Origin of the sequence: Pseudomonas sp. HMSC067G02, assembly GCF_001813485.1 — a bacterium.
Taxonomy (GTDB): Bacteria; Pseudomonadota; Gammaproteobacteria; order Pseudomonadales; family Pseudomonadaceae; genus Pseudomonas; species Pseudomonas aeruginosa.
In genome coordinates, this window is record NZ_KV812700.1 from 96065 (window position 1) to 116780 (window position 20716).

General features: G+C 62.7%; 17 protein-coding genes and 2 tRNA genes. 6 read left to right on the top strand and 13 right to left on the bottom strand.

All coding sequences use genetic code 11. The features are described 5' to 3' along the window. Nucleotides 1-210 precede the first annotated feature (210 nt). Nucleotides 211-1974 (top strand): cyclic di-GMP phosphodiesterase, encoded by a 1764-nt coding sequence (locus tag HMPREF2914_RS21535; RefSeq protein ID WP_023091695.1) that lies wholly within the window; start codon nucleotides 211-213, stop codon nucleotides 1972-1974. 58 nt (nucleotides 1975-2032) lie between these two features. On the opposite strand, the gene HMPREF2914_RS21540 is transcribed toward HMPREF2914_RS21535, so the two are convergent. From HMPREF2914_RS21540 to HMPREF2914_RS21560, 5 genes are all read right to left on the bottom strand, one after another. After that, on the bottom strand, nucleotides 2033-2440 hold the full coding sequence (locus HMPREF2914_RS21540) for a hypothetical protein (RefSeq protein WP_023091694.1): 408 nt from the start codon (nucleotides 2438-2440) through the stop codon (nucleotides 2033-2035). A gap of 118 nt (nucleotides 2441-2558) precedes the next feature. Beyond that, complete coding sequence (locus HMPREF2914_RS21545; protein WP_023981037.1) at nucleotides 2559-2900, bottom strand: hypothetical protein; 342 nt, start codon at nucleotides 2898-2900, stop codon at nucleotides 2559-2561. 272 nt (nucleotides 2901-3172) lie between these two features. After that, nucleotides 3173-3541 (bottom strand): PA-I galactophilic lectin, encoded by a 369-nt coding sequence (lecA, locus tag HMPREF2914_RS21550; protein ID WP_003102492.1) that lies wholly within the window; start codon nucleotides 3539-3541, stop codon nucleotides 3173-3175. Between the two features lie 415 nt (nucleotides 3542-3956). Next, nucleotides 3957-4043: transfer RNA gene (locus tag HMPREF2914_RS21555), tRNA-Leu, on the bottom strand. Between the two features lie 113 nt (nucleotides 4044-4156). Next, nucleotides 4157-5569 carry an ATP-binding protein gene (locus HMPREF2914_RS21560; RefSeq protein ID WP_023434774.1) on the bottom strand — a complete coding sequence of 471 codons (1413 nt, stop codon included), beginning with the start codon at nucleotides 5567-5569 and terminating at the stop codon, nucleotides 4157-4159. Nucleotides 5570-5645: 76 nt separating this feature from the next. On the opposite strand from HMPREF2914_RS21560, the gene HMPREF2914_RS21565 reads away from it, so the two are divergent. After that, nucleotides 5646-6989, top strand: a complete 1344-nt coding sequence (locus HMPREF2914_RS21565) for a response regulator c-di-GMP phosphodiesterase, NosR family (protein WP_003090053.1) — start codon at nucleotides 5646-5648, stop codon at nucleotides 6987-6989. Between the two features lie 10 nt (nucleotides 6990-6999). On the opposite strand, the gene HMPREF2914_RS21570 is transcribed toward HMPREF2914_RS21565, so the two are convergent. Further along, nucleotides 7000-8607: a methyl-accepting chemotaxis protein gene (locus HMPREF2914_RS21570; protein WP_003090055.1), complete on the bottom strand. Its 1608-nt coding sequence runs from the start codon at nucleotides 8605-8607 to the stop codon at nucleotides 7000-7002. A 111-nt stretch (nucleotides 8608-8718) separates the two neighbouring features. Beyond that, on the bottom strand, nucleotides 8719-9867 hold the full coding sequence (alkB1, locus tag HMPREF2914_RS21575) for an alkane 1-monooxygenase AlkB1 (protein WP_023981038.1): 1149 nt from the start codon (nucleotides 9865-9867) through the stop codon (nucleotides 8719-8721). A gap of 346 nt (nucleotides 9868-10213) precedes the next feature. Here alkB1 and HMPREF2914_RS21580 point away from each other — a divergent pair, with 346 nt between their 5' ends. Beyond that, complete coding sequence (locus tag HMPREF2914_RS21580) at nucleotides 10214-10816, top strand: nitroreductase family protein (RefSeq protein WP_003090061.1); 603 nt, start codon at nucleotides 10214-10216, stop codon at nucleotides 10814-10816. Nucleotides 10817-10880: 64 nt separating this feature from the next. On the opposite strand, the gene HMPREF2914_RS21585 is transcribed toward HMPREF2914_RS21580, so the two are convergent. Continuing rightward, the gene (locus tag HMPREF2914_RS21585; RefSeq protein ID WP_023091691.1) at nucleotides 10881-11780 is read right to left on the bottom strand and encodes a DMT family transporter; all 900 of its coding nucleotides are present in this window, start codon (nucleotides 11778-11780) and stop codon (nucleotides 10881-10883) included. Between the two features lie 132 nt (nucleotides 11781-11912). On the opposite strand from HMPREF2914_RS21585, the gene HMPREF2914_RS21590 reads away from it, so the two are divergent. Together HMPREF2914_RS21590 and HMPREF2914_RS21595 are read left to right on the top strand one after the other, a co-directional pair. Continuing rightward, nucleotides 11913-12350: an Lrp/AsnC family transcriptional regulator gene (locus HMPREF2914_RS21590; protein ID WP_003090065.1), complete on the top strand. Its 438-nt coding sequence runs from the start codon at nucleotides 11913-11915 to the stop codon at nucleotides 12348-12350. A gap of 14 nt (nucleotides 12351-12364) precedes the next feature. Continuing rightward, nucleotides 12365-12925, top strand: a complete 561-nt coding sequence (locus HMPREF2914_RS21595; protein WP_003090067.1) for a GNAT family N-acetyltransferase — start codon at nucleotides 12365-12367, stop codon at nucleotides 12923-12925. A gap of 31 nt (nucleotides 12926-12956) precedes the next feature. Here HMPREF2914_RS21595 and kynA read toward each other — a convergent pair whose 3' ends face one another. Together kynA and HMPREF2914_RS21605 are read right to left on the bottom strand one after the other, a co-directional pair. Continuing rightward, complete coding sequence (kynA, locus tag HMPREF2914_RS21600) at nucleotides 12957-13823, bottom strand: tryptophan 2,3-dioxygenase (RefSeq protein ID WP_003090069.1); 867 nt, start codon at nucleotides 13821-13823, stop codon at nucleotides 12957-12959. Between the two features lie 323 nt (nucleotides 13824-14146). Beyond that, the gene (locus HMPREF2914_RS21605; RefSeq protein ID WP_023091690.1) at nucleotides 14147-14737 is read right to left on the bottom strand and encodes an NADPH:quinone oxidoreductase MdaB; all 591 of its coding nucleotides are present in this window, start codon (nucleotides 14735-14737) and stop codon (nucleotides 14147-14149) included. A gap of 422 nt (nucleotides 14738-15159) precedes the next feature. Here HMPREF2914_RS21605 and HMPREF2914_RS21610 point away from each other — a divergent pair, with 422 nt between their 5' ends. After that, nucleotides 15160-16200, top strand: coding sequence for a hypothetical protein (locus HMPREF2914_RS21610; RefSeq protein WP_021264887.1), 1041 nt, complete (start codon nucleotides 15160-15162; stop codon nucleotides 16198-16200). A gap of 392 nt (nucleotides 16201-16592) precedes the next feature. On the opposite strand, the gene HMPREF2914_RS21615 is transcribed toward HMPREF2914_RS21610, so the two are convergent. The 3 genes from HMPREF2914_RS21615 to HMPREF2914_RS21625 form a co-directional block, all read right to left on the bottom strand. Then, nucleotides 16593-16666 (bottom strand) — tRNA-Cys (locus tag HMPREF2914_RS21615). 290 nt (nucleotides 16667-16956) lie between these two features. Further along, nucleotides 16957-17490, bottom strand: a complete 534-nt coding sequence (locus HMPREF2914_RS21620) for a ProQ/FINO family protein (protein WP_003090076.1) — start codon at nucleotides 17488-17490, stop codon at nucleotides 16957-16959. 90 nt (nucleotides 17491-17580) lie between these two features. Beyond that, nucleotides 17581-20559: a response regulator gene (locus HMPREF2914_RS21625; RefSeq protein WP_023875222.1), complete on the bottom strand. Its 2979-nt coding sequence runs from the start codon at nucleotides 20557-20559 to the stop codon at nucleotides 17581-17583. Between the last annotated feature and the right edge of the window lie 157 nt (nucleotides 20560-20716).

A 20716-nucleotide genomic window follows, 5' to 3' on the forward strand; every position in this document is an offset into this window, starting at 1 on the left:
GTGCCGGTCGATATAGGAAACGTCCGATTGGCAGGTAATCGGTTTCGCAGAGCTGGCGTCGGCGTCGAAGGCCCTACCGGCATGACCGCGATCAACCCCCATGCCCTTTCATCGCTGCAATCTGGGAAAGAGCCCGCGCTCCACGAAATAAAGGCACAATGACATCATTGATTGCCGATGCCCGACATCGCAGTAGCCCAGGAGTCCAGCATGGCAACCCCACCCTATCCCGCGAACGAGCATTCCAGGCAAGCCTACGTCGACCAACTCGGATTGCTGGAAGAAGGTGCGGACGAGGTATTCGAGGAAATCCTCGCCGCCGCTACATCCTACTTCCAGACGCCAATCGCGCTCATTTCCATCCTCGACCACCAGCGCCAGTGGTTTCGCGCGAGCATCGGCCTCGATACCCGGCAGACGCCGCGACGGGATTCGTTCTGCGCCTACGCGATCCTGGGCAAGGGAGTCTTCGAGGTGGCCGACGCCACCCTCGACCCGCGCTTCCGGGACAATCCCTATGTGCAAGGCGAACCGCGCATCCGCTTCTACGCCGGGGCTCCGCTGGCCACCGCGGAGGGTCTCAACCTCGGCAGCCTCTGCGTCATCGACCGGGAACCACGCGGGCCGCTGTCCGAGCGCGACATCGCCATGCTCGAGCATTTCGCCCGCCTGGTGATGGCCCGTATCCATACGCTGCGCTCGACCAACTACATCGACGAGCCAACCGGCCTGTACAACCGTCTCCGCCTGCAGGAGGACGTTTCCCTGCGCCTGCAGCGCGACGGCGCCCTCACCGTGATCGCCGCCGACCTCCTGCCCCTCGCCCTGCTGAATACCATCATCCGTACGCTGGGCTATCCCTTTTCCAACGACCTCATGCTCGAGGCGCGCGACCGCATCCGCGCGGCACTGCCGGATTTCACCCTCTACAAGATCAGCCCGACGCGCTTCGGACTGCTCCTGCCACGGCAGCAACAGGAAGAAACCGAGTCGGTCTGCCTCCGCTTGCTGCGGGCCTTCGAAAGCCCCGTCGTATGTCGCGGGATCCCGATCAAGGCCATCGTGGGACTCGGCGTACTACCGCTTGCCGACGATCCCCTCGACGGCGACCAGGACTGGCTGAGCCTGGTGGTCAGCGCGGCCGACGACGCCCGCGACCGCGGTGTCGGCTGGGCCCGCTACAACCCGCCGCTGGACCAGGCCCAGCAGCGCGCCTTCACATTGCTGACCTCGCTGTCCCAGGCGATCGGAACCGAAGAAGGCTTCCATCTGGTGTATCAGCCGAAAATCGACCTGCCGACAGGCAGGTGCACGGGCGTGGAAGCGCTGCTGCGCTGGCGGCACCCGCAACTCGGCTTCGTCAGCCCCGCCGAATTCGTGCCCCTGGCGGAGAAAACCGCACTGATGCGCCCCCTCAGCGACTGGGTGCTGCGCCATGCCATGGCCCAGCTGGCGCAATGGAACGCACGGAACATCCCGCTCAGGCTGGCGATCAACGTATCGGCATCGGACATGGAAGACAGCAGCTTCCTGGAAGAGGCCGTCAGACTCGCCAAAACCTACGACATCGACCTTTCCGCCCTCGAGCTGGAATTCACCGAAAGCGTCCTCATCCGCGACGCCTCGGCGGTCGGCTCGGTGCTGCTGCGTGCCCGGGAGCTTGGCATGGGCATCGCCGTGGACGACTTCGGCACCGGCTACAGCAACTGGACCTACCTGCGCGACCTGCCGGTCACCGCCATCAAGCTCGATCAATCATTCACCCGCGACCTCGCCGGCTCGCCGAAGGCGCAGAGCGTCACCCAGGCGGTGATCGGCCTGGCCAGCCAGTTGGGTTATCGGGTGGTCGCGGAAGGCATCGAGACCCACGACACCTTCCACCTGCTGCAGGCCTGGGGCTGCCACGAGGGCCAGGGCTATCTGATCGCCCAGCCGATGCTGCCGGAGCAACTGGAGGACTGGCTGCGGCGCTAGCCGACGCAGGCACGTGGAATGGGCCGTACCAGCATGCTCGCCAGCCTCGGCGCGTCGATCAGGGACTGGCGAGCAAGGCCCAGACCAGATAGATCGAGTAAAGGGTCAGGAGTATCAGTGCCGACAGCACCGCCCTGCTGGCATGGCGCGCAGCCACCCAGCGGGAGTTGCGCCCGCAGCGCCAGACCACGACGAGGCTGAGGCACAGGTAGGCCAGCCTCACCAGCTCGACACCGACCATTCCCCACAAGGTCAGGGCCACCGCATGTTCGCCGGGAGCTTCCTGCATCAGCGGATCGACAATGGCCACCATCGCCTGCCTGGCGGCGACACTGAGCAATAAGAAACCCGCAGCGAAGAACAGCCAGAATGCCTTCCACAGCGGCTGCCCACCGGAAAGGAAACCTCTCGCAGTCAGCTTCTCGTCGGCCAGGTCGGCCTCTGGGGTCTTGTATGGGTGCTCCATGCCCTGGGTCCTCCCTGCAAACGGGCACCCTAGCACATCCCGATCCGCTCGCCTTCTTCAGCGGGCGGCAGACCGTCCGTTGCGCCTCGCGATGTTTCCAGCGCTCGGCCGAGCGTCTCTAGCGCGGGCAGGAGACCTGCGTGCCTTCCACCTTGCGGATGTGATCGCGATAGGAGCCGGAAACCAGGATCGATTGCGTGCCGCCCTTCTCGCTGAGAATGCCATCGCAACTGTAATCGCAGCCAGCCTCGATGCTGAGGCATACGTCCTGTCCCTCGAAACGGTACAGGTTGGCAGGCCACCCCGTGCAATCGTACAGGCCTGCGCCAGGGCATTCGACGGCCTCGAGTCTTCCGGCAACGACGATGGTCGAACCTGCCATGTTCTTGAGTTCCTCCGCGGCGCCAGCGGCAATGGAGAAGAGAGCGGGAAATACAACCAGGGAAAGTCGGCAGGGCATCGGCTTCGGTACTGTCTACTATGTGGACGGAATTCTGAATCGGGTCAGGAATCGATATTCCCGTTCAGACCGAAGCGTGTTGAAGCAGTTCCCCGCCCCTACTCGCTCGGTTTCCCACGACCGCGGCAGCCCCAGGAGTTCGATACCCTTGTCATTGGTAGTCGCAACTGCGAAGCGCTGCCTGTCCGTTCATAACGGCCACACGGGCAACTTCACTTTATTTGTATTTAAAAAAAGAGCCCATTCGGGCCCTTTTTTTCAGAGACAAGTTATCAGGACTGATCCTTTCCAATATTGACGCTGAACGAGCCGGAGTTATTGCCATAGGTTCCGGGCACGTCGTTGTAGATAAGAGTGATGGCGCCCTGGACATTATTGGGTGCAACCCAACGGAACAACCCGGTATTGACCGGAATGGTTCCGCTGTTGCCAATCTTCATGACCAGCGCGCCACAAAACGCATCGTGGCAGATCAGCCCTTGGTCCGGATGCTCCCGATCGCCCTGCGGCCCCCATTTCTGGGTAGGTCCGTAACTGGCCCAACCGGCGGCGACGATGGTAATGACATCGCCCGGATTGTAGATAATCGACGTTACCTGCCCTGCTTCGTTATTAGCCAGAACCTCACCTTTCCAAGCCATGATTGATCTCCGATATATGAATTCCTGTTCATAAACGAAAGAGGCGAAAAACCCTGATTCGCGATCCTTCCCTGTCAGCAAAGCACAGCAGCGAGAAAGTACCGCCTATCAATTCATGCAGGAGAAAACACAATAATTCCGCCAGTGAATTGAATATATTCGGAAAGGAAATTAAAAAGCAGGAGCAGAAGATAACGACAAAAAAACAAACTTCCAAAGACAACTACTTCAAACTGAACAAACACTCCCGCTCGCCAGCCAGGGCGAACCCTATACGGAGCCGTACTAGAATGAAACGCCTCCAAGGCCGAGGAGGGAAAGAAGGCAACGTCGACTCGTTGACTGCCGCGCGATTGCGGGCCAGAAGAAAATCGGGGAAGGAGCGCAGAAGTCGGCTGAACGCCAGGAAACACGATGGTGCCCGGAGCCGGGGTCGAACCGGCACGGGGTTACCCCCGAGGGATTTTAAGTCCCTTGCGTCTACCGATTTCGCCATCCGGGCAGGATCTCGCTTCAAGTGAGCCGGCAATGGGAACCAAACCGGCATCCCAACCCGAGACCCACCCCAAACGGTAGATAAATCATTGTCTTACGTTACCTTAAGCGGCGCAACAGTTAATTTCCGTGGGCTCCGCCCAGGTTGCCGGGCGATTCCAAGGGAAGCACGATCCGGAAAGCGCTGCCGACTCCCGGCTGGCTGCGTACCTCGATGGTGCCGCCGTGTTTCTGGACGATGCCGTAGGAGAGCGACAACCCCAGGCCGGTCCCCTTGCCTACCGGCTTGGTGGTGAAGAACGGATCGAAGATGCGCGGCAGGATCTCGGGGGAGATGCCCTGCCCCGAGTCTTCCACCTCGATCCAGGCATGCTCCACGGTATGCCCCGTGCGAATCACGATGCGACCCCGCTCCGGCCCCATCGCCTGGGCCGCGTTCATCACCAGGTTCATCACCACCTGGTTGATCTGCGACGGCAGGCACTTCACCTCGGGCAGATCGCCGTATTCGCGGACCACGTCGGCCCGGTACTTCAGTTCGCTGGCGACGATATTGAGGGTCGACTCGATCCCCTGGTGCAGATCGGTCCACTGCCAGTCGTCCTCGGCGTCGACGCGGGAGAAGTTCTTCAGGTCCTGGACGATCTTGCGCACCCGCCCTATTCCCTCCCTGGATTCGCGCAGCAACACAGCGACATCTTCCTTGACGAAGGCCAGTTCGACCCGCTCACCGAGCTGCTCCAGGCGTCTTGCCAGCGCCTCGTCGCGGATCGCGGGGCGAGCCTCTTCATAGGCTTCAAGTACCTCCAGCAAACGCCTGACGTGCTCCTCCAGGGTGGTGTAGTTGGAGGAAACGTAGCTGATGGGGTTATTGATCTCATGGGCGACGCCGGCGGCCAGGTGGCCGATCGAGGCAAGCTTCTCCGTCTGCACCAGTTGGCTTTCCAGCTCCTTGCGCTCGCCGATCTCTTTCTCCAGCGCCTCCTTGGCCTGGCCGACTTCCTGGGTGATCTCCTGGATGGCAGCCTCCATCCGGCTCATCTGCAATTGGAGGTGAGCCGTCACGTTCCACTTGGCGCTGAGATTGCCGGCCATCTGGCGGACCTCCTGTCCCTGCAAAGGCAGGCCGAGGAGCAACAGGCGCTCTTCCGCGGCCCACGGCGCCAATAGCGGAAAATCGGCGGGAGGCGCATGCACCACGACCTGCAAGCGGGAGTCGAGACGCCAGAACCGCTCGAGAACGGGAATATCCGCGCCTACCGACGACATCCCGAGAAACACCACGGCATACGGCGCATCGGCCTGGAGGGCCGAGCGTATCCGCCCCAAGGCCTCCTCGGCGCTTCCCGCCGTATCCACCTGGTAGCCCCGCTCAGGCGCCACGGGAGGCGATTCGGCCTCTAGGGTTCCCTGCAACAACCCGCATACACGGTCTCGATCCGCCTGCCGCTCATCGATCACCAGCAAGCGCCGGTTCCTGATGGGTAACGCCTCCATGATCCGCACCTCCGCTCGCCCTGTCGCCGCGTGCATGCCCCTCGTCCAGGCCAGACTCGGACTATGCTTGCCTGAAGCACTCAGGCAAAACTCACCCGGTGGACAGACACTCATGAACGATAGCGCACCTCCTTCCAACGAGACGGAGATCCGCTTCAGCGTACTGCTGGTCGACGACGAGCCGCTGATCCTCAGCAGCCTGCGCCGGCTGCTACGCAACCAGCCCTACGACCTGTTGCTGGCGGAAAGCGGCGAACAGGCCCTGCAACTGCTGGAAAGCCGGCCCGTGGACCTGGTGGTGTCCGACGCCCGCATGCCGAACATGGACGGTGCCGCCCTGCTCGCGGAAATCCATCGCCGCTTCCCGGAAACCATTCGCATCCTGCTCACCGGCCATGCCGACCTGCCGACCATCGCCAAGGCCATCAACGAAGGGCGCATCCACCATTACCTGAGCAAGCCGTGGAACGACGACGAGTTGCTGCTGACCCTGCGCCAGTCGCTCGAATACCTGTATTCCGAGCGCGAGCGGCGGCGCCTGGAGCGACTTACCCAGGAGCAGAACGACCGCCTCCAGCAACTCAACGCCACGCTGGAAAAGCGCGTTCAGGCGCGCACCGCCGAACTGCAGCAGACCGCCGACATGCTCGACCTCGCCTATGAGGAGCTAAAGCGTAGCTACGTGGTCGGCACCGAGGTCTTCTCGCTGCTGGTCAACCAGCGCCTGCCCAAGGACAAGCAGACCAACCAGCAGATCATCGAACTGGTCCGCGCCTGCTGTGCCAGCGGTCTCGTCGACGAATCGGATGGTCGCGACCTGGCGATGGCCGCGGCGCTCTACAACATCGGCAAGCTGAGCTGGAACGACACCCTGCTCCGCTCGCCCTCGGACCTGCTCTATCACCACGACCGCGATCGTTTCCGCGGCTACCCGGAACTCAGCGAGTCGCTGCTGATGTCGCTGGAGCCGATGCAGGACGCCGCCCGCCTGATTCGCCATCACCAGGAGCACTGGGACGGCAGCGGCTATCCGGACCACCTCAAGGGCGAGTCCATCCCCCTGGGCTCGCGCCTCTTGAAGCTGGCGGTGGATTTCGTCGAGTTGCAGCGTGGGCTGATCCTCGAACGGCGCATGAATCGCGACGAAGCGCTGATCTACATCCGCAAGTACGCCGGCCGGCTGTACGACCCCGAGCTGATCGAACCGTTCATCCAGGTCTGCGCGACGACCCTTGCCGACGTCACCCTGGCCGATCCGCAAGTCCGTGCCCATGGCACCCGCGACCTGGTTCCGGGCATGGTGCTGGCGCGCAACCTCACCGCCAACAACGGCATGCTGCTGCTCAACGCGGGCAAGGTCCTGAACCTGGCGCTGATCGAGAAGCTGATCGCCTTCGAAGCGATCGAAGGCGCACGCTACACGCTGTTCGTGCGCCTCCCGGAGTCGACGACCTAGGCGGCCCCCGTCAGATCTTGAAGCGCTCCACCGACGAGCGCATGGTCGCCGCAACCTCGTTCAGGCGCCTGGCGGTGGCGGCCATCTCGTGCATCGCCTGGGTGTTCTGCTGCGAACGCTGGGCGATGAGCTCCACGCGCTGGGCGATTTCATCGCTGGCGCGCGACTGTTCGCGGATGGTCTGGGAAATTTCGTCGACCACCGACGCAGCATGACGGGTTCCATCGAGGATCTCGTTGATCGACACCCCTGCCTGGCGGGCGAACGACACCCCCTCGTTGACCCGGCTCACGCCGGCCTCCATGCTGTTGATCGCCTGCCCCGTGCTGGCGCGGATGCGCTCGATCATCGCGGTGATCTCCTGGGTCGACTGGGTGGTCCGCGCCGCCAGCCCGCGCACCTCGTCGGCGACCACGGCGAAACCGCGCCCGGCCTCTCCGGCCCGCGCCGCCTCGATGGCGGCGTTCAATGCCAGCAGGTTGGTCTGCTCGGCGATCCCCTTGATCACCTGGATGATCGAATGGATCTCGTCCGACGACTGGCCGAGAGCGGTGATGCTGGTGGAGGACTGGTTGACCACGTCGGCGATGCGGCTCATCCCCTCCACCACGTTGAGGATCACCTGCCCGCCACTGCTGGCCAGCTCCTCGGACTTGGCCGAGATCACCCTGGCGTTGTCGGCGTGGTCGGAAATCTGCGAGATATTGGTGATCATCTCTTCCATGCTCGCAGCCATGCTGGTGGCGCTGTCGGCCTGTTGGCTGGCGCCGTGGACGATCGACTGCGAGGTCTGGCCGATGGACTGGGAGGTGTCGTGGAGCTCTTCGCTTTCCTGGCGGATGATGGTGATCATCTGCCGCAGGTTCTCCTGCATCTCGCCCAACGCCCGCTGCAACTGGCCGGCCTCGTCATTGCTGTCGACGCCGATCGGCTCCTGCAGGTTGCCCTGGGCGATCACCCGGGCCGATGAGACCAGTTTGCGCAGCGGCTGCAGGACGGCGCGCAGCAACTGGCGACAGAGCTGTCCGAGGACCAGGCAGGCGACCAGGATGCCGCCCGCGAGCATCCAGGCGGAATAGCGCATGCTGTCTTCGCGCGCCCGGTTGGTCTGCTCGACGTGTTTCTCGATCAGGCTGCTGAGCGCTTCGTTGCGCCCTTCCAGATCCTTGAAGGCCTGGACGAACTGCGGCAGCTCGGCCCGCGCCGCCACGGGATCGAGCAACGCCTTGCCGACGATGCTCTCGGCGGCGCCGATGTAGGCTTCCAGGTCGGGCCGCAACTCGACCAGCGCCTGGTGGATGGCGTCGTTGAGAGGCAGCCCCTGGTTCTGCTCGACTACCTTGCGAAACCACTGACTGTGCTCCTGCAGGTCCTCGCGGACCTGCTCGGCCGCCGCGCCGTCGCCGGGCTGGACCACGAACGCCGCCAGGACGTCGGCGCGCAAGGCGTCGTGCATCATGTCGCCTTCCATGTGGTTGCGCAGCGCATTGACGCTCAGCTCGTTCTCCGTCAGCGCCTTGCCCAACCGCAATTGCCCCCAGAAGCCGACCCCGCCGAGCAGCACCACAGCCACGATGCCGATGGCGCCCGAAGCGAGGATCCTCTGCCGAATGTTCATCCCTGGGCTCCTTTCCATGCGAGATATCGCTAAGGATAGCCAACCCCCGGCAAGGCGGAATTACCCGAACGAAGAGCTATCCGGGCACGGAGCGGGAGGCATCGGCGATGCTCAGGAGGCCGCCGGCCGCTCGCTCTGTTCGGCCGTCAACTGGAACTCTTCGCCCGCATAGTAGGCCCGTACCTTGGGATCCATGACCGCCCGCCACAGCGGCGGGATCAGCGCCAGCACCACCATCCCGGCGTAACCGCTGGGCATCTGCGGGCTATCGTCATAATGGCGGAGGGCCTGGTAGGGGCGTTTGGCGAAGGCATGATGGTCGGAATGCCGTTGCAGATGGAACAGGACCAGGTTGGTGAAGACGAAGTTGCTGTTCCAGGAGTGGGTATGGTTGGTCCGCTCGTAGCGCCCGTCCTCGCCCTTCCGCCGATGCAAGCCGTAGTGCTCGACGTAGTTGATGATTTCCAGCAGGGTCACCGCGACGAACGCCTGGCCAAGGAAGAAAACCATCCCCAGCCAGCCGAACGCCCAACCGAAACCGACCAGCAACGCCAGGCTCAGCAGGTACCACCAGATCAGTTCGTTCTGCCAGCCGAACACCGGCAGGCCCTTCTTGCGCAGCCGCACCGCTTCGAGGCGCCAGGCGTTGAGGAAGTTGTACTTGTAGGCATGCGGCAGGAACTGGTAGACCGACTGGCCGAAACGCGCCGACGAAGCGTCCTCCGGGGTGGACACATGCACATGGTGGCCGCGCACATGCTCGACCTTGAACCCCGCGTAGCACACGGCGGCCAGCAGGATGCCACCGGCAGCCTGCTCCAACGCCGAGTCCTTGTGGATCAGCTCATGGGCGACGACGATCCCCACCGCTCCCATCACCGTGCCCATCGAGAGGATCCAGCCCAACCGGCCGAGCCAGCCCCATTCCTGGAAAGCGACGAACACGCCAGCGGCCCAGACCAGCGTGCCGATGAGCACCGGCACCGTGGCCAGGGTCAGCAATACGTAGTAGTCCTGGCCGAGCAACTGCGGCGTCTGGGTTTCCTCGTCTGGGTTGGCCGGGTCACGGCCGAACAGCATGTCCAGCAATGGCCCGATGCCGAATACCGCAATCACCAGGGAAAATGCCCAGAAGGCCGGATGCGCGCTGTCCTGGGCCATCCAGTAGTTGAACGGCATGGACAACGCCAGCAGCAGCCAGAGCCAATAGGCGTACTTCTTGATGGCCAGCATGGTGGTGGGAGAGAAATTTTCAAACATCGTGCGCTCCAGTTTTTGTCCGACAATCCTACAATCGAACCATCACCGAGCCGGGCCGCCGGGTCACCATCACTAAAGGTTGGCCGCCTCCCTGGCCTCCACCCTGCTTGACCTGAATCAACGGTCAGGTCCTCGCGGGTTTATGCCCATCGACTTTCTCGATATTCCGATTTCATCCGTACTCGCCATCCCTCGCTGTCGGCCTCGCTGGACTGCTGATACCCGGCTTTCCTGGGGAAACAGGACATCCATCGCATCAGTCGATAGGAATCACCGGTTATTTCCCATTGATCTCATCGAGGCCGTCGCTAATATCGAATCCAACTTCCAAACAAGGAGCCTCACGATGTCTGACGCATTCCTCTCCTCCATCAAGAACCGCCGCACCATCTACGCCCTGGACAAGCAACTGCCTATCTCCCAGGAGAAAGTCGTCGAACTGGTCAAGGAGGCCGTCTCGCACAGCCCTTCCGCATTCAACTCGCAGACCTCGCGGGTGGTCGTGCTGTTCGGCGCCGAGCACGAGCAGTTCTGGAACATCGCCAAGGACGAGTTGAAGAAGATCGTTCCCGCCGACGCCTTCGCCGCCACCGAAACCAAGCTCAACTCCTTCGCTGCCGGTGCCGGCACCGTACTGTTCTTCGAAGACCAGACGGTAGTGCGCCAGCTTCAGGAGCAGTTCGCCCTCTACGCCGATAACTTCCCGGTGTGGTCGGAGCAGGCCAGCGGCATGGCTCAGTTCGCGGTCTGGACCGTCCTCGCCGAGCACAAGGTCGGCGCCAGCCTGCAGCACTACAACCCGTTGGTAGATGCCCAGACCCACAAGACCTGGAACCTGCCGGAAAGCTGGAAGCTGCGCGCACAGATGCCTTTCGGCGCCATCGCCGCCCCGGCGGGCGAGAAAGCCTTCATCGCCGAAAGCGAACGCTTCAAGGTCTTCGGCAACTGATCGGCCGAGATCGCTGTAGAAAAGCCCCGCCCCCGTCGCGGGGCTTTTTCTTTTCCCCGCCGCCTCAGCCGCGCCGCACTGCCGGCCCCGGCAGGCGCACGCTCCAACCCTGCTGCATGCCCGCCGCGGCAAGCAGGATGGCGGCCACGCCAAGCCACTGCGCCAGGCTCAGGCGATGTTCGAAGACCAGCCAGTCCACCAGGATCGCCGCGACCGGATAGATGAAGGACAACGCACCGGTCAGCGCCGTCGGCAATTTCTGAATGGCGCCGTAGAGCAGCACGTACATCAGCCCGGTATGGACGATTCCCAGGGTCGCCAGGCTGGCCCAGGGAGCAACGCCCCGGGGCAGTTCGGCAAGGTTCGCCAGCGGTGCGAGCATCAGCACGCCGGTGCCCACCTGGATCAACGCGATAAGATGCGGCGGCGTGCCTTGCAGGCGCTTCACGATCAGCGCGGCAAAGGCATACAGCAGCGCGGCAGCGAGCGCCAGGAGGATACCGAACAGGTAGTCCCCGCGCGGGGCGTCGCTGTCGCCGTGGGCGCTGACGATCGCCAGCATGCCGGCGAACGAAAGCCCCAGCCAGCCCAGCTTGCGCGCCGTGACCTTCTCGCCGAGAAACGCCGCGCCTAGCCCCACCAGCATGAACGGCTGGACGTTGTAGACCGCGGTACCGATGGCGATCGAAGCCCGTGAGTAGGATGCGAACAGCAACACCCAGTTGCCGACGATGAACACCCCGCTGAGGAGCGCCAGCAGGAACGCCTCGCGCCCCAGGCTGCCGCGGCGCAGGAAGCCCAGCGCGGCACAGGCGACCAGCAGGGCGGCGAAACCGAATACGCAGCGCCAGAACACCACGTCCAGCACAGGCTGCCCGGAGAGCAGCACCAGCCAGCCAATGGTGCCGCAGATCAGCATGGCCGAAGTCATTTCCAGCATACCGCGACGGATCGGATCGTTCATGAGCGCTCTCCCGCAAGACAGGCCTATGATTATCCAAAGCCGTCTTCCAGCCCTCCATCGCATTACTCAGGCAAAAACCCGTGACGACCTTTTTTATCAGGGCTATTTTGAAAAAAAACTTTCGAGGCCGACATGACCGACGACATCGACCAACGCCTGATCAACGCCCTCATGGCTGACTCGCGACTGTCCCTCAAGGCCCTCGCCCAGGTCAGCGGACTATCGGCCCCGAGCGTCGCCGAACGCCTGCGCAAACTGGAAGAACGCGGCGTGATCCGCGGCTACACCCTGGATGTCGACCCCCGCTGTTTCGGCTACCAGTTCCAGGCGATCGTGCGCATCCGCCCCCTGCCCGGCAAGCTGCACGAGGTCGAGCGACAGATCCAGGACATCGCCGAGTTCACCGAGTGCGACAAGGTCACCGGTGACGACTGCTTCATCGCCCGCCTCCAGGTCCGTTCGATGGAACAGCTCGACACGCTGCTGGACAGGATCAACGGCTACGCGGAAACCAACACCGCCATCGTCAAGAAGTCCCCGGTTAAACGCCGGCTCCCCCCGATGACCTGAGCGAGGCACTCCGCATGCCCACACCCGGCACGGGTTCCGTCCCGGACCTGCAACTCGTCCCGTTCCAGCTGGAACACTTCCCCACCCTGCAACGCTGGTTCGCCACGGAAAAGGAGCTGGTGCAATGGGCCGGCCCCGCCCTGCGGCATCCGCTGAGCCTCGAGCAGATGCATGAAGACCTCGCGGAAAGCCGCCGACAACCGCCGCTGCGCCTGCTCTGGAGCGCTTGCCTGGATGGCCAGGTCATCGGCCATTGCCAGTTGCTGTTCGACCGCCGCAACGGCGTCGTCCGCCTGGCTCGCATAGCCCTGGCGCCAAACGCACGCGGCCAGGGCCTGGGGCTACCGATGCTGGAGGCGCTGCTCGCCGAGGCTTTCGCCGACGCCGACATCGAGCGCGTTGAATTGAACGTGTACGACTGGAACGCTGCCGCCCGTCATCTCTATCGACGCGCGGGGTTCCGCGAAGAAGGCTTGCGCCGCTCCGCCACCCGGGTCGGCCGGGAACGCTGGAATGTCGTTCTCATGGGGCTTTTGCGGCAAGAGTGGGCGGCGGGAGGCGCCGGCAACGACTGAGGCGCAGGCGGATGCTGCGCCTCATCCGGTACTACAGGTTGGAACGGAGCCGCCACAGTTCGGGGAAGAGGATGGTATCGAGCATGCTGCGCAGATACCCCACTCCCTCGGTTCCGCCCGTGCCGGGTTTGAAACCGATGATGCGCTCCACCGTGGTCACGTGACGGAAGCGCCACTGGCGGAACGAATCCTCCAGGTCGATCAGTTTTTCCGCCAACTGATACAGGTCCCAGTAGCGCTCCGGCGCCTGGTAGACCTGTCGCCACGCCGCCTCCACCGAGGCCTCGTAACAGGTGCCGGCCGCCGCGTCCCGGACGAGCCGCTCCTGGCTTACCGGCAGCCCCTGGGCGGCCATCAGGCGGATCGCTTCGTCGTATAGCGACGGCGTATGCAGGGCCTGCTCCAAGGCTGCCAGCAGCTCGGCGCGGTGAGCATGGGGCTTGAGCAGGGTGGCGTTCTTGTTGCCGAGGATGAATTCGATCTCGCGGTACTGGTAGGACTGGAAACCGGAAGACTGGCCCAGGTATGGGCGGATGGTGTTGTACTCGGTCGGCGTCATGGTGGCCAGCACCGCCCAGGCGTGTACCAGCTGGTCGAAGATCCGCGAGACCCTGGCGAGCATTTTCAGCGCCGGACCGAGCTTGCCTGACTTGACGTGCTCCCGGGCGGCCCGCAGTTCGTGGAGCATCAGCTTCATCCATAGCTCCGAGGTCTGGTGCTGGATGATGAACAGCATTTCGTTGTGGTCGGGCGAAAGCGGGAACTGGGCGTCCAGGACCTTGTCCAGCTTCAGGTAATCGCCGTAGCTCATCGCATGGGTGAAGTCCAGGGCGGCGTTATGCCACTCAGCCTCTCCGTCCGTTTCTCCCTGGGCCTGGGAGTGAGGGCAAGGACACATGTGAATCTCCTGAATTCGGCGGCAGGCGTCGGAAGTCGATGAGCGACCTGCCGGCAACGTTGTCGGGGGTGGCTTCGACGCGGTCGAAGCGCGCTCATTTTACGATGCGCCCATTCGAATATTCGTGCAAAGCATCCTTTCCTCCCCGTCCCCGATGAAATCTAATTCGACGGATCGATGGAAAAATCGAATTTCGGATCACTCGCGGGTCGTGGCCGACAAAAGCCCGGATAGCGGATCCGTGACCGTTAGGCCTCGTCCCGAGAGACTGGATTTCGATCCGCACTCCATCCAGCGAAGCGACACGAGGCCCGCCGTCGAACTCAGCCGGCGCGCCCGAACACCCTGTCCAGGTGCGCCTGGTAGGCAGCGACGGCAGCCGGGACGTCCGGGCGCTTCATCACATCCACCGCGAGGAACGTCGGCAGGCCGGACATGCCGAGGAACTGGTTGGCCTTGTGGAAGGGGAAGTACACCGCATCCACGCCTTTCCCTTCGAAGAAGTCGCTCGGATCGTCGAACGCCTGCCGTGGTGCATTCCAGGTCGCCGAGATCATGTAGCGCTTGCCCTGCACCAGACCGCCGCTGCCATATTTCTGCGTGCTGTCGGAGCGGGTACGGCCGTCGTTGGCATAGAGGCTGCCATGACCGGCCGTGAAGACTTCGTCGATGTAGCGCTTCACTGTCCATGGCGCGCCCATCCACCAGCCGGGCATCTGGTAGATCACCACGTCGGCCCAGAGGAACTTGTCCACCTCCGCCGGGATGTCATAACCGCCGTCGATGAAGGTCTGGCGCAGGTCGAAGCCACGGCGGTCCAGATGGGCCAGGGCGGTTTCGTGCAGGGCCTGGTTGAGGCGACCGTCGGAATGAGCGAAACGCTTTCCGCCGTTGAGCAGGAGAATGTTTTTCATGGTGTTCCGTACATGCTGGAACCGCAGCGGAGATGCCTGCCGATCCCGGGTTGAAGAGAGCGGCAGGTTAGATAGGCGCAGGAAACGGAAAAAGTCGTACTGCGGTAAAACAGATTTGATCCGCACTCACGAATCGCCAGAAGAGCCGGGATGCGCGTCTTCATTGCGCCCCCACGCGCCAGCCCTCGATGACCGGCACGAACTCTACCCGCAGCGAGCCATCACGAACGCGGTACGCACTGGCTCGCCAGCATTCGCACGCATGTGAGTACCCATGATTGCAGCAACAGGCTGTGACGCGCTCGACTCAAACGCTCCTTCCTACGCGCGGGACGAACTCTCCTTGGGGATCCGCAAGGAGTAGATTAGGATTCTTCCCGCACTCGCCTTAAGTCATTGGCCCATATAGATAAGGATATCTCATGAAAACCATCGCTCGGCGCCTGAGCCCCTTCGCGATTCTGCTCCCGGCAAGCCTGTTATCAGCCTGCGCCTCCCTAGGCAACGCCGGACTCGGCGGCTCCCAGCAGAACCCCACCAACCAGCTCCTGAACATGATCGATGAGGCTACCCGCGAAGGCATGTCCGTGGTGCTGGTACCGGCGCTCATGCCCAACAAGAGCGTGACGGACCTCTCCAGCTACTCGCATCGGGTCATATTCAAGAACAAGGACGTGCCCGGGATCGCCTACATGCAGGCCTTTGCCAACAACGACCTGGAGAAGATCAAGGAAGCCGTCTATCTGTGGGACTTCCTCGAGGTCAACATCGTCCCGCCGGGAACCTACCTGCTGTCCGGAGGGATCGACTACAAGATCGACAGCACCCTTGCCCAGATCAAGGCGCCAAAGGGGCAGCCGGCTGCCAGCCCACTTGGTTCGGTGAACCTGTCCGCCGTGCTGTATCGCCGGTTCGTGAAGGAGAACTACTGGCGCGACGCCTCCTATGCAGACAAAACCTACACACAGAATGTCTGCAGCGCCGTGCACATGGCCTCCGGCCAATGCGTGGGCTGGACCGAGCAGCAATACAGCCAGCGGGAAATGGTCTCGGATGCCGGTTGGGCCGAAGGCACGAAGATCGAGGATGTCCCCTCCATCAAGCTGCAAGCGCAGATACCCGACGCCTATGCCCCGCTGTCCTTCACCATTCAGCCTGGGCAGATCCTGCTCAGCGATCGGTTCCACTTGAAGACCCCGGCCGTGAGCTATGACAGGAAGACCTGCAAGGCCGTGGACACGCAAAACATCAAGTGCGCCTTGCAGGATCTCCAGGTCTTCATGAGGCCAGCGCCCATGGAGCTGACGAAAAGGTTCATCGATCGCGAGCAGCCAAGGCTTGATGAAACGGGCCGCCAGGTGCTCGCGCGGATCCAGCCGATGAAAACCGAGATACTCGGCGAAGCAGGCATGGAAGACCTGACCTGGGGCCTGCCGGTTTCCTTGAAACGCAAGGCAAGATGAAACGGGCCCTCCGCCAAGCGCCTTCCGCTCGCGGTCGCCACAACGGTTGATCGATAAAGGCCCGGAAGGCAGGCGGCGGGACAGACCGGCTCGGCTGGTCATGTTCGATGACGACCAGCCGATGACCGACCCAGACCGGATCTTGCGTCCAGATAAAAGCCGCGCACGGGGCCGAATTGCAGGCAACGGCCGAAAACGTGACAGGTGCTGGGGTACTCCTCGGACACTCCGGGAAAGTAGTAATTACGGAGCGGCTTATCGGGAGAGGGAGGCGGTTGCGAGGCCGTAAAAGTATGAAAGCGTTATGGGGACACCCCAAGGAACTTGCTTCAGCAATACCGGACAGGAAAGAAAAAAGCCCCGTAACTCACTGAGCTACGGGGCTTTCCTGTTGGAGGCTGAGGTCGGAATCGAACCGGCGTTCACGGATTTGCAATCCGGTGCATAACCACTCTGCTACTCAGCCTTTGAGCGAAGCGACATGCGTTTGGCATATCGCTGAAATCTCTTTCCTGGTGCGATTTTGAACTTATAACCCTTTGATTTCAAAAGATTTTTAGCTCACCCATCGCTGGAATGGACGCAATTATGGACGGATTCGCCGGGCTTGGCAAGCGCTCTACGAAAAAAACTTTGCAGATCAGGCTATTGCGTAGCACAAGCCGGGAGAAACGGGCCCAGACGTCCGCGAAATGGGCCCCGCGGCGACCGGCAACCGAGGAGCGCGCCAGGATCCGACGCGCCCTGCCCCGGCGATCAGTTCGCCTCGGGACTCGCTTCGGTTGCGGGCGCTTCAGGCGTTGGCGCCTCCGTGGCGGCCGGCGCTTCGCTACCTGCCTGGGCACGCTTGGCGCGCTTCTCGCGCATCTGCTCGCGCTGCCGGCGAGACGCCTGCCGCCGCGCATACACCGCCTGCTCGGCGGTTACCTTGCCGGCAACCTGGCCTTGCAGATCCAGCCGCGGCGCATCTTCCACCATGCAACTCCAGTAGCGGCTGCCCTGGCACCAGGTGGCGATGGCCTGTTTCAGTTGTTCGGCGGTGATTCCCAGTAGCTCGAGGTGCTGCTGCGCATCCTGGAGGATGCCCTGCTTGAGCGGAACCTTGGCCGCGGGGCTTTTCGGAAACGCCAGCGGGAAATGCCGTTGCAGCCTCCAGATAGCCTCGACTCCCGGCTCGACGGCTTCACGTTTCTTCGCGCGTCCCGCGGAGCTTTTGGTTTGAGCCGGTTTCGCCTGCGCCGCCTGTGCGCGCAGACGGTCTCTCAGCTCGGCAAGTTGTTCAAAACCCATCGTTCGCTTCACTAGTGCTGGTTCATTTCTGCGAGAGATTACCCGATACATCCGCTCGCGGCACGCAAAACGGCAACCAGTCGGGCACTTTCATTGCGAATCGACGCTCGTAGGCATGAGCGGCTCTCCCCCGTTCAGCGCCCGAGCGAGCTCATCGAGCGTAGTCGGCTTGAACAGGACCCGGTCCATGCCGGCAGCCAGGCAACGCTCCAGCGCATCCTTCTCGGCGCTGGCGGTAAGCGCTATCACCAAGCAGCGACGCCGACCGCCAAGGGCTTCTTGCGAGCGGATCCGTCGCGCCAGCTCGTAGCCATCCATCCGCGGCATCATGCCGTCGGTAATCACGACGTCGAAGTCTTCGCCCTGCCAACGTTCGAATGCTTCCTCGCCATCTTCCGTGGAGGTCACCCGGTGCCCAAGGCTTTCCAATTGCATGGTCAGGGTCAGCCGATTGAACGGATGGTCTTCCGCAAGCAATATCGAGAGCGCCCTTGCCTCTTTCCGCTCCTCGACCTCGGCAACTCCGGAACGCGCTTCGCTCGACTCGCTGGGCGGAGGTTCGGTCAGCGGAAGATCGAACTCGACCGAGAAGCAGGAGCCGTTGCCCAGCTCGCTGCGCAGGCTGATCTGGCCGCCCATCAGGTGTACCAGGCGTCGGCTGATGTACAACCCCAGGCCGCTGCCGGACGCCTGGCCAAGCGCAGGCGAGCCGACCTGCGAGAATGGCCGGAACAGCCTGGCCTGGTCCTCCTCCGAAATACCGAGGCCGGTGTCGCTTACCTCGAGCAGCAAATGAAGCCTCTCCGCCTCGCGCCGCCCCACCGCCCGCACCGTTACCCCACCGCGCTCGGTGAACTTGATGGCGTTGCCCAGCAAGTTGAACAACACCTGCTTGAAATGCAGGGGATCCACCAGCACCCACTGCTCGAGATCCCCGTCGAGTTCCAGTGCCAGGGAAAGATTCTTCTGCCGCGTCAGCCCGCCAACCAGCGGCAGGATCCCTCTGATCAACTCGCCAGGAAGCACTGGTTCGGGAGCGGAATCGAACCGACCGGATTCGATCCGCGACAAATCGAGAATATTGCCCAGCAGAAGCAGCAACCCCTGGGCAGCTTCCTGGGCGATGCTCAGCGAATCGAGATCCAACACGCCCTTCTCGCCCTTTTTCAGCACCAGCTCCTGCAAGCCGATGACCGCGTTCAATGGCGTGCGGATCTCGTGACTCATCGTCGAAAGAAACACGCTCTTGGCACGGTTGGCAGCGTCGGCTTGCTCTTCTGCCTGGCGGGTCTTGCGCACCTGGCGCATCAGGTAGAAACCCCAGATGAGAGAGATGGAAATCAGTACGCCGAACAATCCGCCGATCTGCAGAATCTTGCTCCGGTGATCGCGCCAGAAGTCCGTCCCTCCCTTGGCGAAGCGAGGCTCCCAGCGGTGGAGGATTTCCGCCACTTCTTCCGGAGCGATCGCCAGCTGCGCCTTCTCCAGGATGCCCTGCAGCTCGGGCTGGTTCCTCGCCACACCGATGCTGATCGGAATGGAGAGATCATCGAGGATACCGACGACCTGGATCCGGTTGTCGAAATGCTGGGCGGACAGATAGCGACCGGTATAATCGCTGCTGATAGAAGCCTCGCTCTGTCCGGCATCGACGCTTTGCATCGCGGCGAGAAAGGTCGGATAGACCTGGAGCTTGATCTCAGGGTGATCGCGCCGAATGGTGTCGTTGAGGAAATAGCCAACCGTCGTGGCCAATCGCTTGCCGTCGAGATCCGCGAGGCCATGGACACGCTCCAGCCGTTCGCCCCGGCCGCCCCGGCTGGCGCTCATCAGCACCGTGGTGCTACGCAGGTAGGGAGTCAGGACCTCGAGGCCGGAATCGAGACGCTCCGTCGAGGGCATGGTCGGCGTAACCAACGCCTCGCCCACATCCAGTCGACGTTTCGCCTCGACGAAGTTTCGGGCTCCGCTGAAGGAAAACTGCAGGCCGCTGCGCTTGCCGATCAGGTCCAGATAGTCACGCCCGATACCGCTCAGCCGCCCCTCGCTATCCAGTTGCCCGAGCGCGCCAAGGGAATGGTTGATCACCACCGGCACGACCGGATGCGTGGAGAGCCAACGCTGTTCCGCCGGCGCAAGCGTCACCCTGGGCTCGTCGAAACGCAGGCGCCGCCCGGCGCTCCAACTGCGCAACAGTTCGTCGCCGTAGCGCCCATTGATACGCGGCAGGGCTCGATCGAGGACCGCGAGCAGAGGCTCATCCCCCGGCCGGAGCAGGAAACGGAAACCCTGGCTGTCGATGGGCGCGAAGTTCTCGATACGCAAGTTCAGCAGGTAATGGGTCTGGATGAGATAGTGCGCAGAGACGGCGTCACCCAGCACGCCATCGACGTCCCCCATGCTCAGCGCTTCCAGGGCAAGCTGCGGCGAGTCGAACCAGATGACCTTGCTGTGCGGATAGGCGGCCTTGATACGTTCGGCGGGAAGATAACCCTTGACCGTGGCCAGCCAGGACTCCGCCTGCGAATCGAACGGGGCGCCGCTGGAAGACACCAGTACCGGCCGGTCGGAAAGATACGCAGCGGATGCCAGCAATCCGTGTTGCCGGGCCTCGACCTCGCTACCGACACCGAGCAGATCGATCTCTCCCCGCGACAACGCAGCGATTGCCGCCTGCCGCGACGGAAAGTCCCTGACGCGCAACGGCCGCTCGAACACCAGGGCCAGGTAATCGGCCGTGAAGCCCTTGTAGGAACCTGCATAGAAGATGGATAGCGGCGGATAGTCGGGAGAAACCACGCCTATCGTCAGCGGCGCCCGGGCATCCAGCCACTGCCTGGCTCGTTTGTCGAGCCAGGGGCGCGTCGTTGTCGTCATACGACCATCGAGCAGGATGGATTCGGCCGCGACGGGCAGCGGCTGCAGGATGATCGGCAACAGGCAAAAGACCGCGGACAGCAACGACCTTGTCAGCATGTCGAGTCTTCGATGGCAAAGTTCTCCGGCCGGATAGAGGGCATGGCATCCGCGCCCCAGAGCCTGCGGACACATCGGCACCGATGTCGCCATGTTAGCAGGTGAACGGGTATTTTTCCCAGACAGCCGTGGCGGAAACGAGCGGCTGCCGGTGTTTTTACGCTGATACGAAAAAAGGGCCTCTCGATCCTTTTCGAGGTTCTGCAGAACTTGGTGAAATCTGCATATCGATATCCTGGAGCGGGAAACG

Excerpts from the sequence above, each read along its gene's own strand:
- HMPREF2914_RS21565 (WP_003090053.1), top strand. The coding sequence starts at position 5,646 with ATGAACGATAGCGCACCTCCTTCCAACGAGACGGAGATCCGCTTCAGC.
- HMPREF2914_RS21585 (WP_023091691.1), bottom strand. The coding sequence starts at position 11,780 with ATGAACGATCCGATCCGTCGCGGTATGCTGGAAATGACTTCGGCCATG.
- HMPREF2914_RS21605 (WP_023091690.1), bottom strand. The coding sequence starts at position 14,737 with ATGAAAAACATTCTCCTGCTCAACGGCGGAAAGCGTTTCGCTCATTCC.
- alkB1 (WP_023981038.1), bottom strand. The coding sequence starts at position 9,867 with ATGTTTGAAAATTTCTCTCCCACCACCATGCTGGCCATCAAGAAGTAC.
- HMPREF2914_RS21540 (WP_023091694.1), bottom strand. The coding sequence starts at position 2,440 with ATGGAGCACCCATACAAGACCCCAGAGGCCGACCTGGCCGACGAGAAG.
- HMPREF2914_RS21560 (WP_023434774.1), bottom strand. The coding sequence starts at position 5,569 with ATGCACGCGGCGACAGGGCGAGCGGAGGTGCGGATCATGGAGGCGTTA.
- HMPREF2914_RS21580 (WP_003090061.1), top strand. The coding sequence starts at position 10,214 with ATGTCTGACGCATTCCTCTCCTCCATCAAGAACCGCCGCACCATCTAC.
- HMPREF2914_RS21595 (WP_003090067.1), top strand. The coding sequence starts at position 12,365 with ATGCCCACACCCGGCACGGGTTCCGTCCCGGACCTGCAACTCGTCCCG.
- HMPREF2914_RS21590 (WP_003090065.1), top strand. The coding sequence starts at position 11,913 with ATGACCGACGACATCGACCAACGCCTGATCAACGCCCTCATGGCTGAC.
- HMPREF2914_RS21625 (WP_023875222.1), bottom strand. The coding sequence starts at position 20,559 with ATGGCGACATCGGTGCCGATGTGTCCGCAGGCTCTGGGGCGCGGATGC.
- HMPREF2914_RS21535 (WP_023091695.1), top strand. The coding sequence starts at position 211 with ATGGCAACCCCACCCTATCCCGCGAACGAGCATTCCAGGCAAGCCTAC.
- kynA (WP_003090069.1), bottom strand. The coding sequence starts at position 13,823 with ATGTGTCCTTGCCCTCACTCCCAGGCCCAGGGAGAAACGGACGGAGAG.
- HMPREF2914_RS21620 (WP_003090076.1), bottom strand. The coding sequence starts at position 17,490 with ATGGGTTTTGAACAACTTGCCGAGCTGAGAGACCGTCTGCGCGCACAG.
- lecA (WP_003102492.1), bottom strand. The coding sequence starts at position 3,541 with ATGGCTTGGAAAGGTGAGGTTCTGGCTAATAACGAAGCAGGGCAGGTA.
- HMPREF2914_RS21545 (WP_023981037.1), bottom strand. The coding sequence starts at position 2,900 with ATGCCCTGCCGACTTTCCCTGGTTGTATTTCCCGCTCTCTTCTCCATT.
- HMPREF2914_RS21610 (WP_021264887.1), top strand. The coding sequence starts at position 15,160 with ATGAAAACCATCGCTCGGCGCCTGAGCCCCTTCGCGATTCTGCTCCCG.
- HMPREF2914_RS21570 (WP_003090055.1), bottom strand. The coding sequence starts at position 8,607 with ATGAACATTCGGCAGAGGATCCTCGCTTCGGGCGCCATCGGCATCGTG.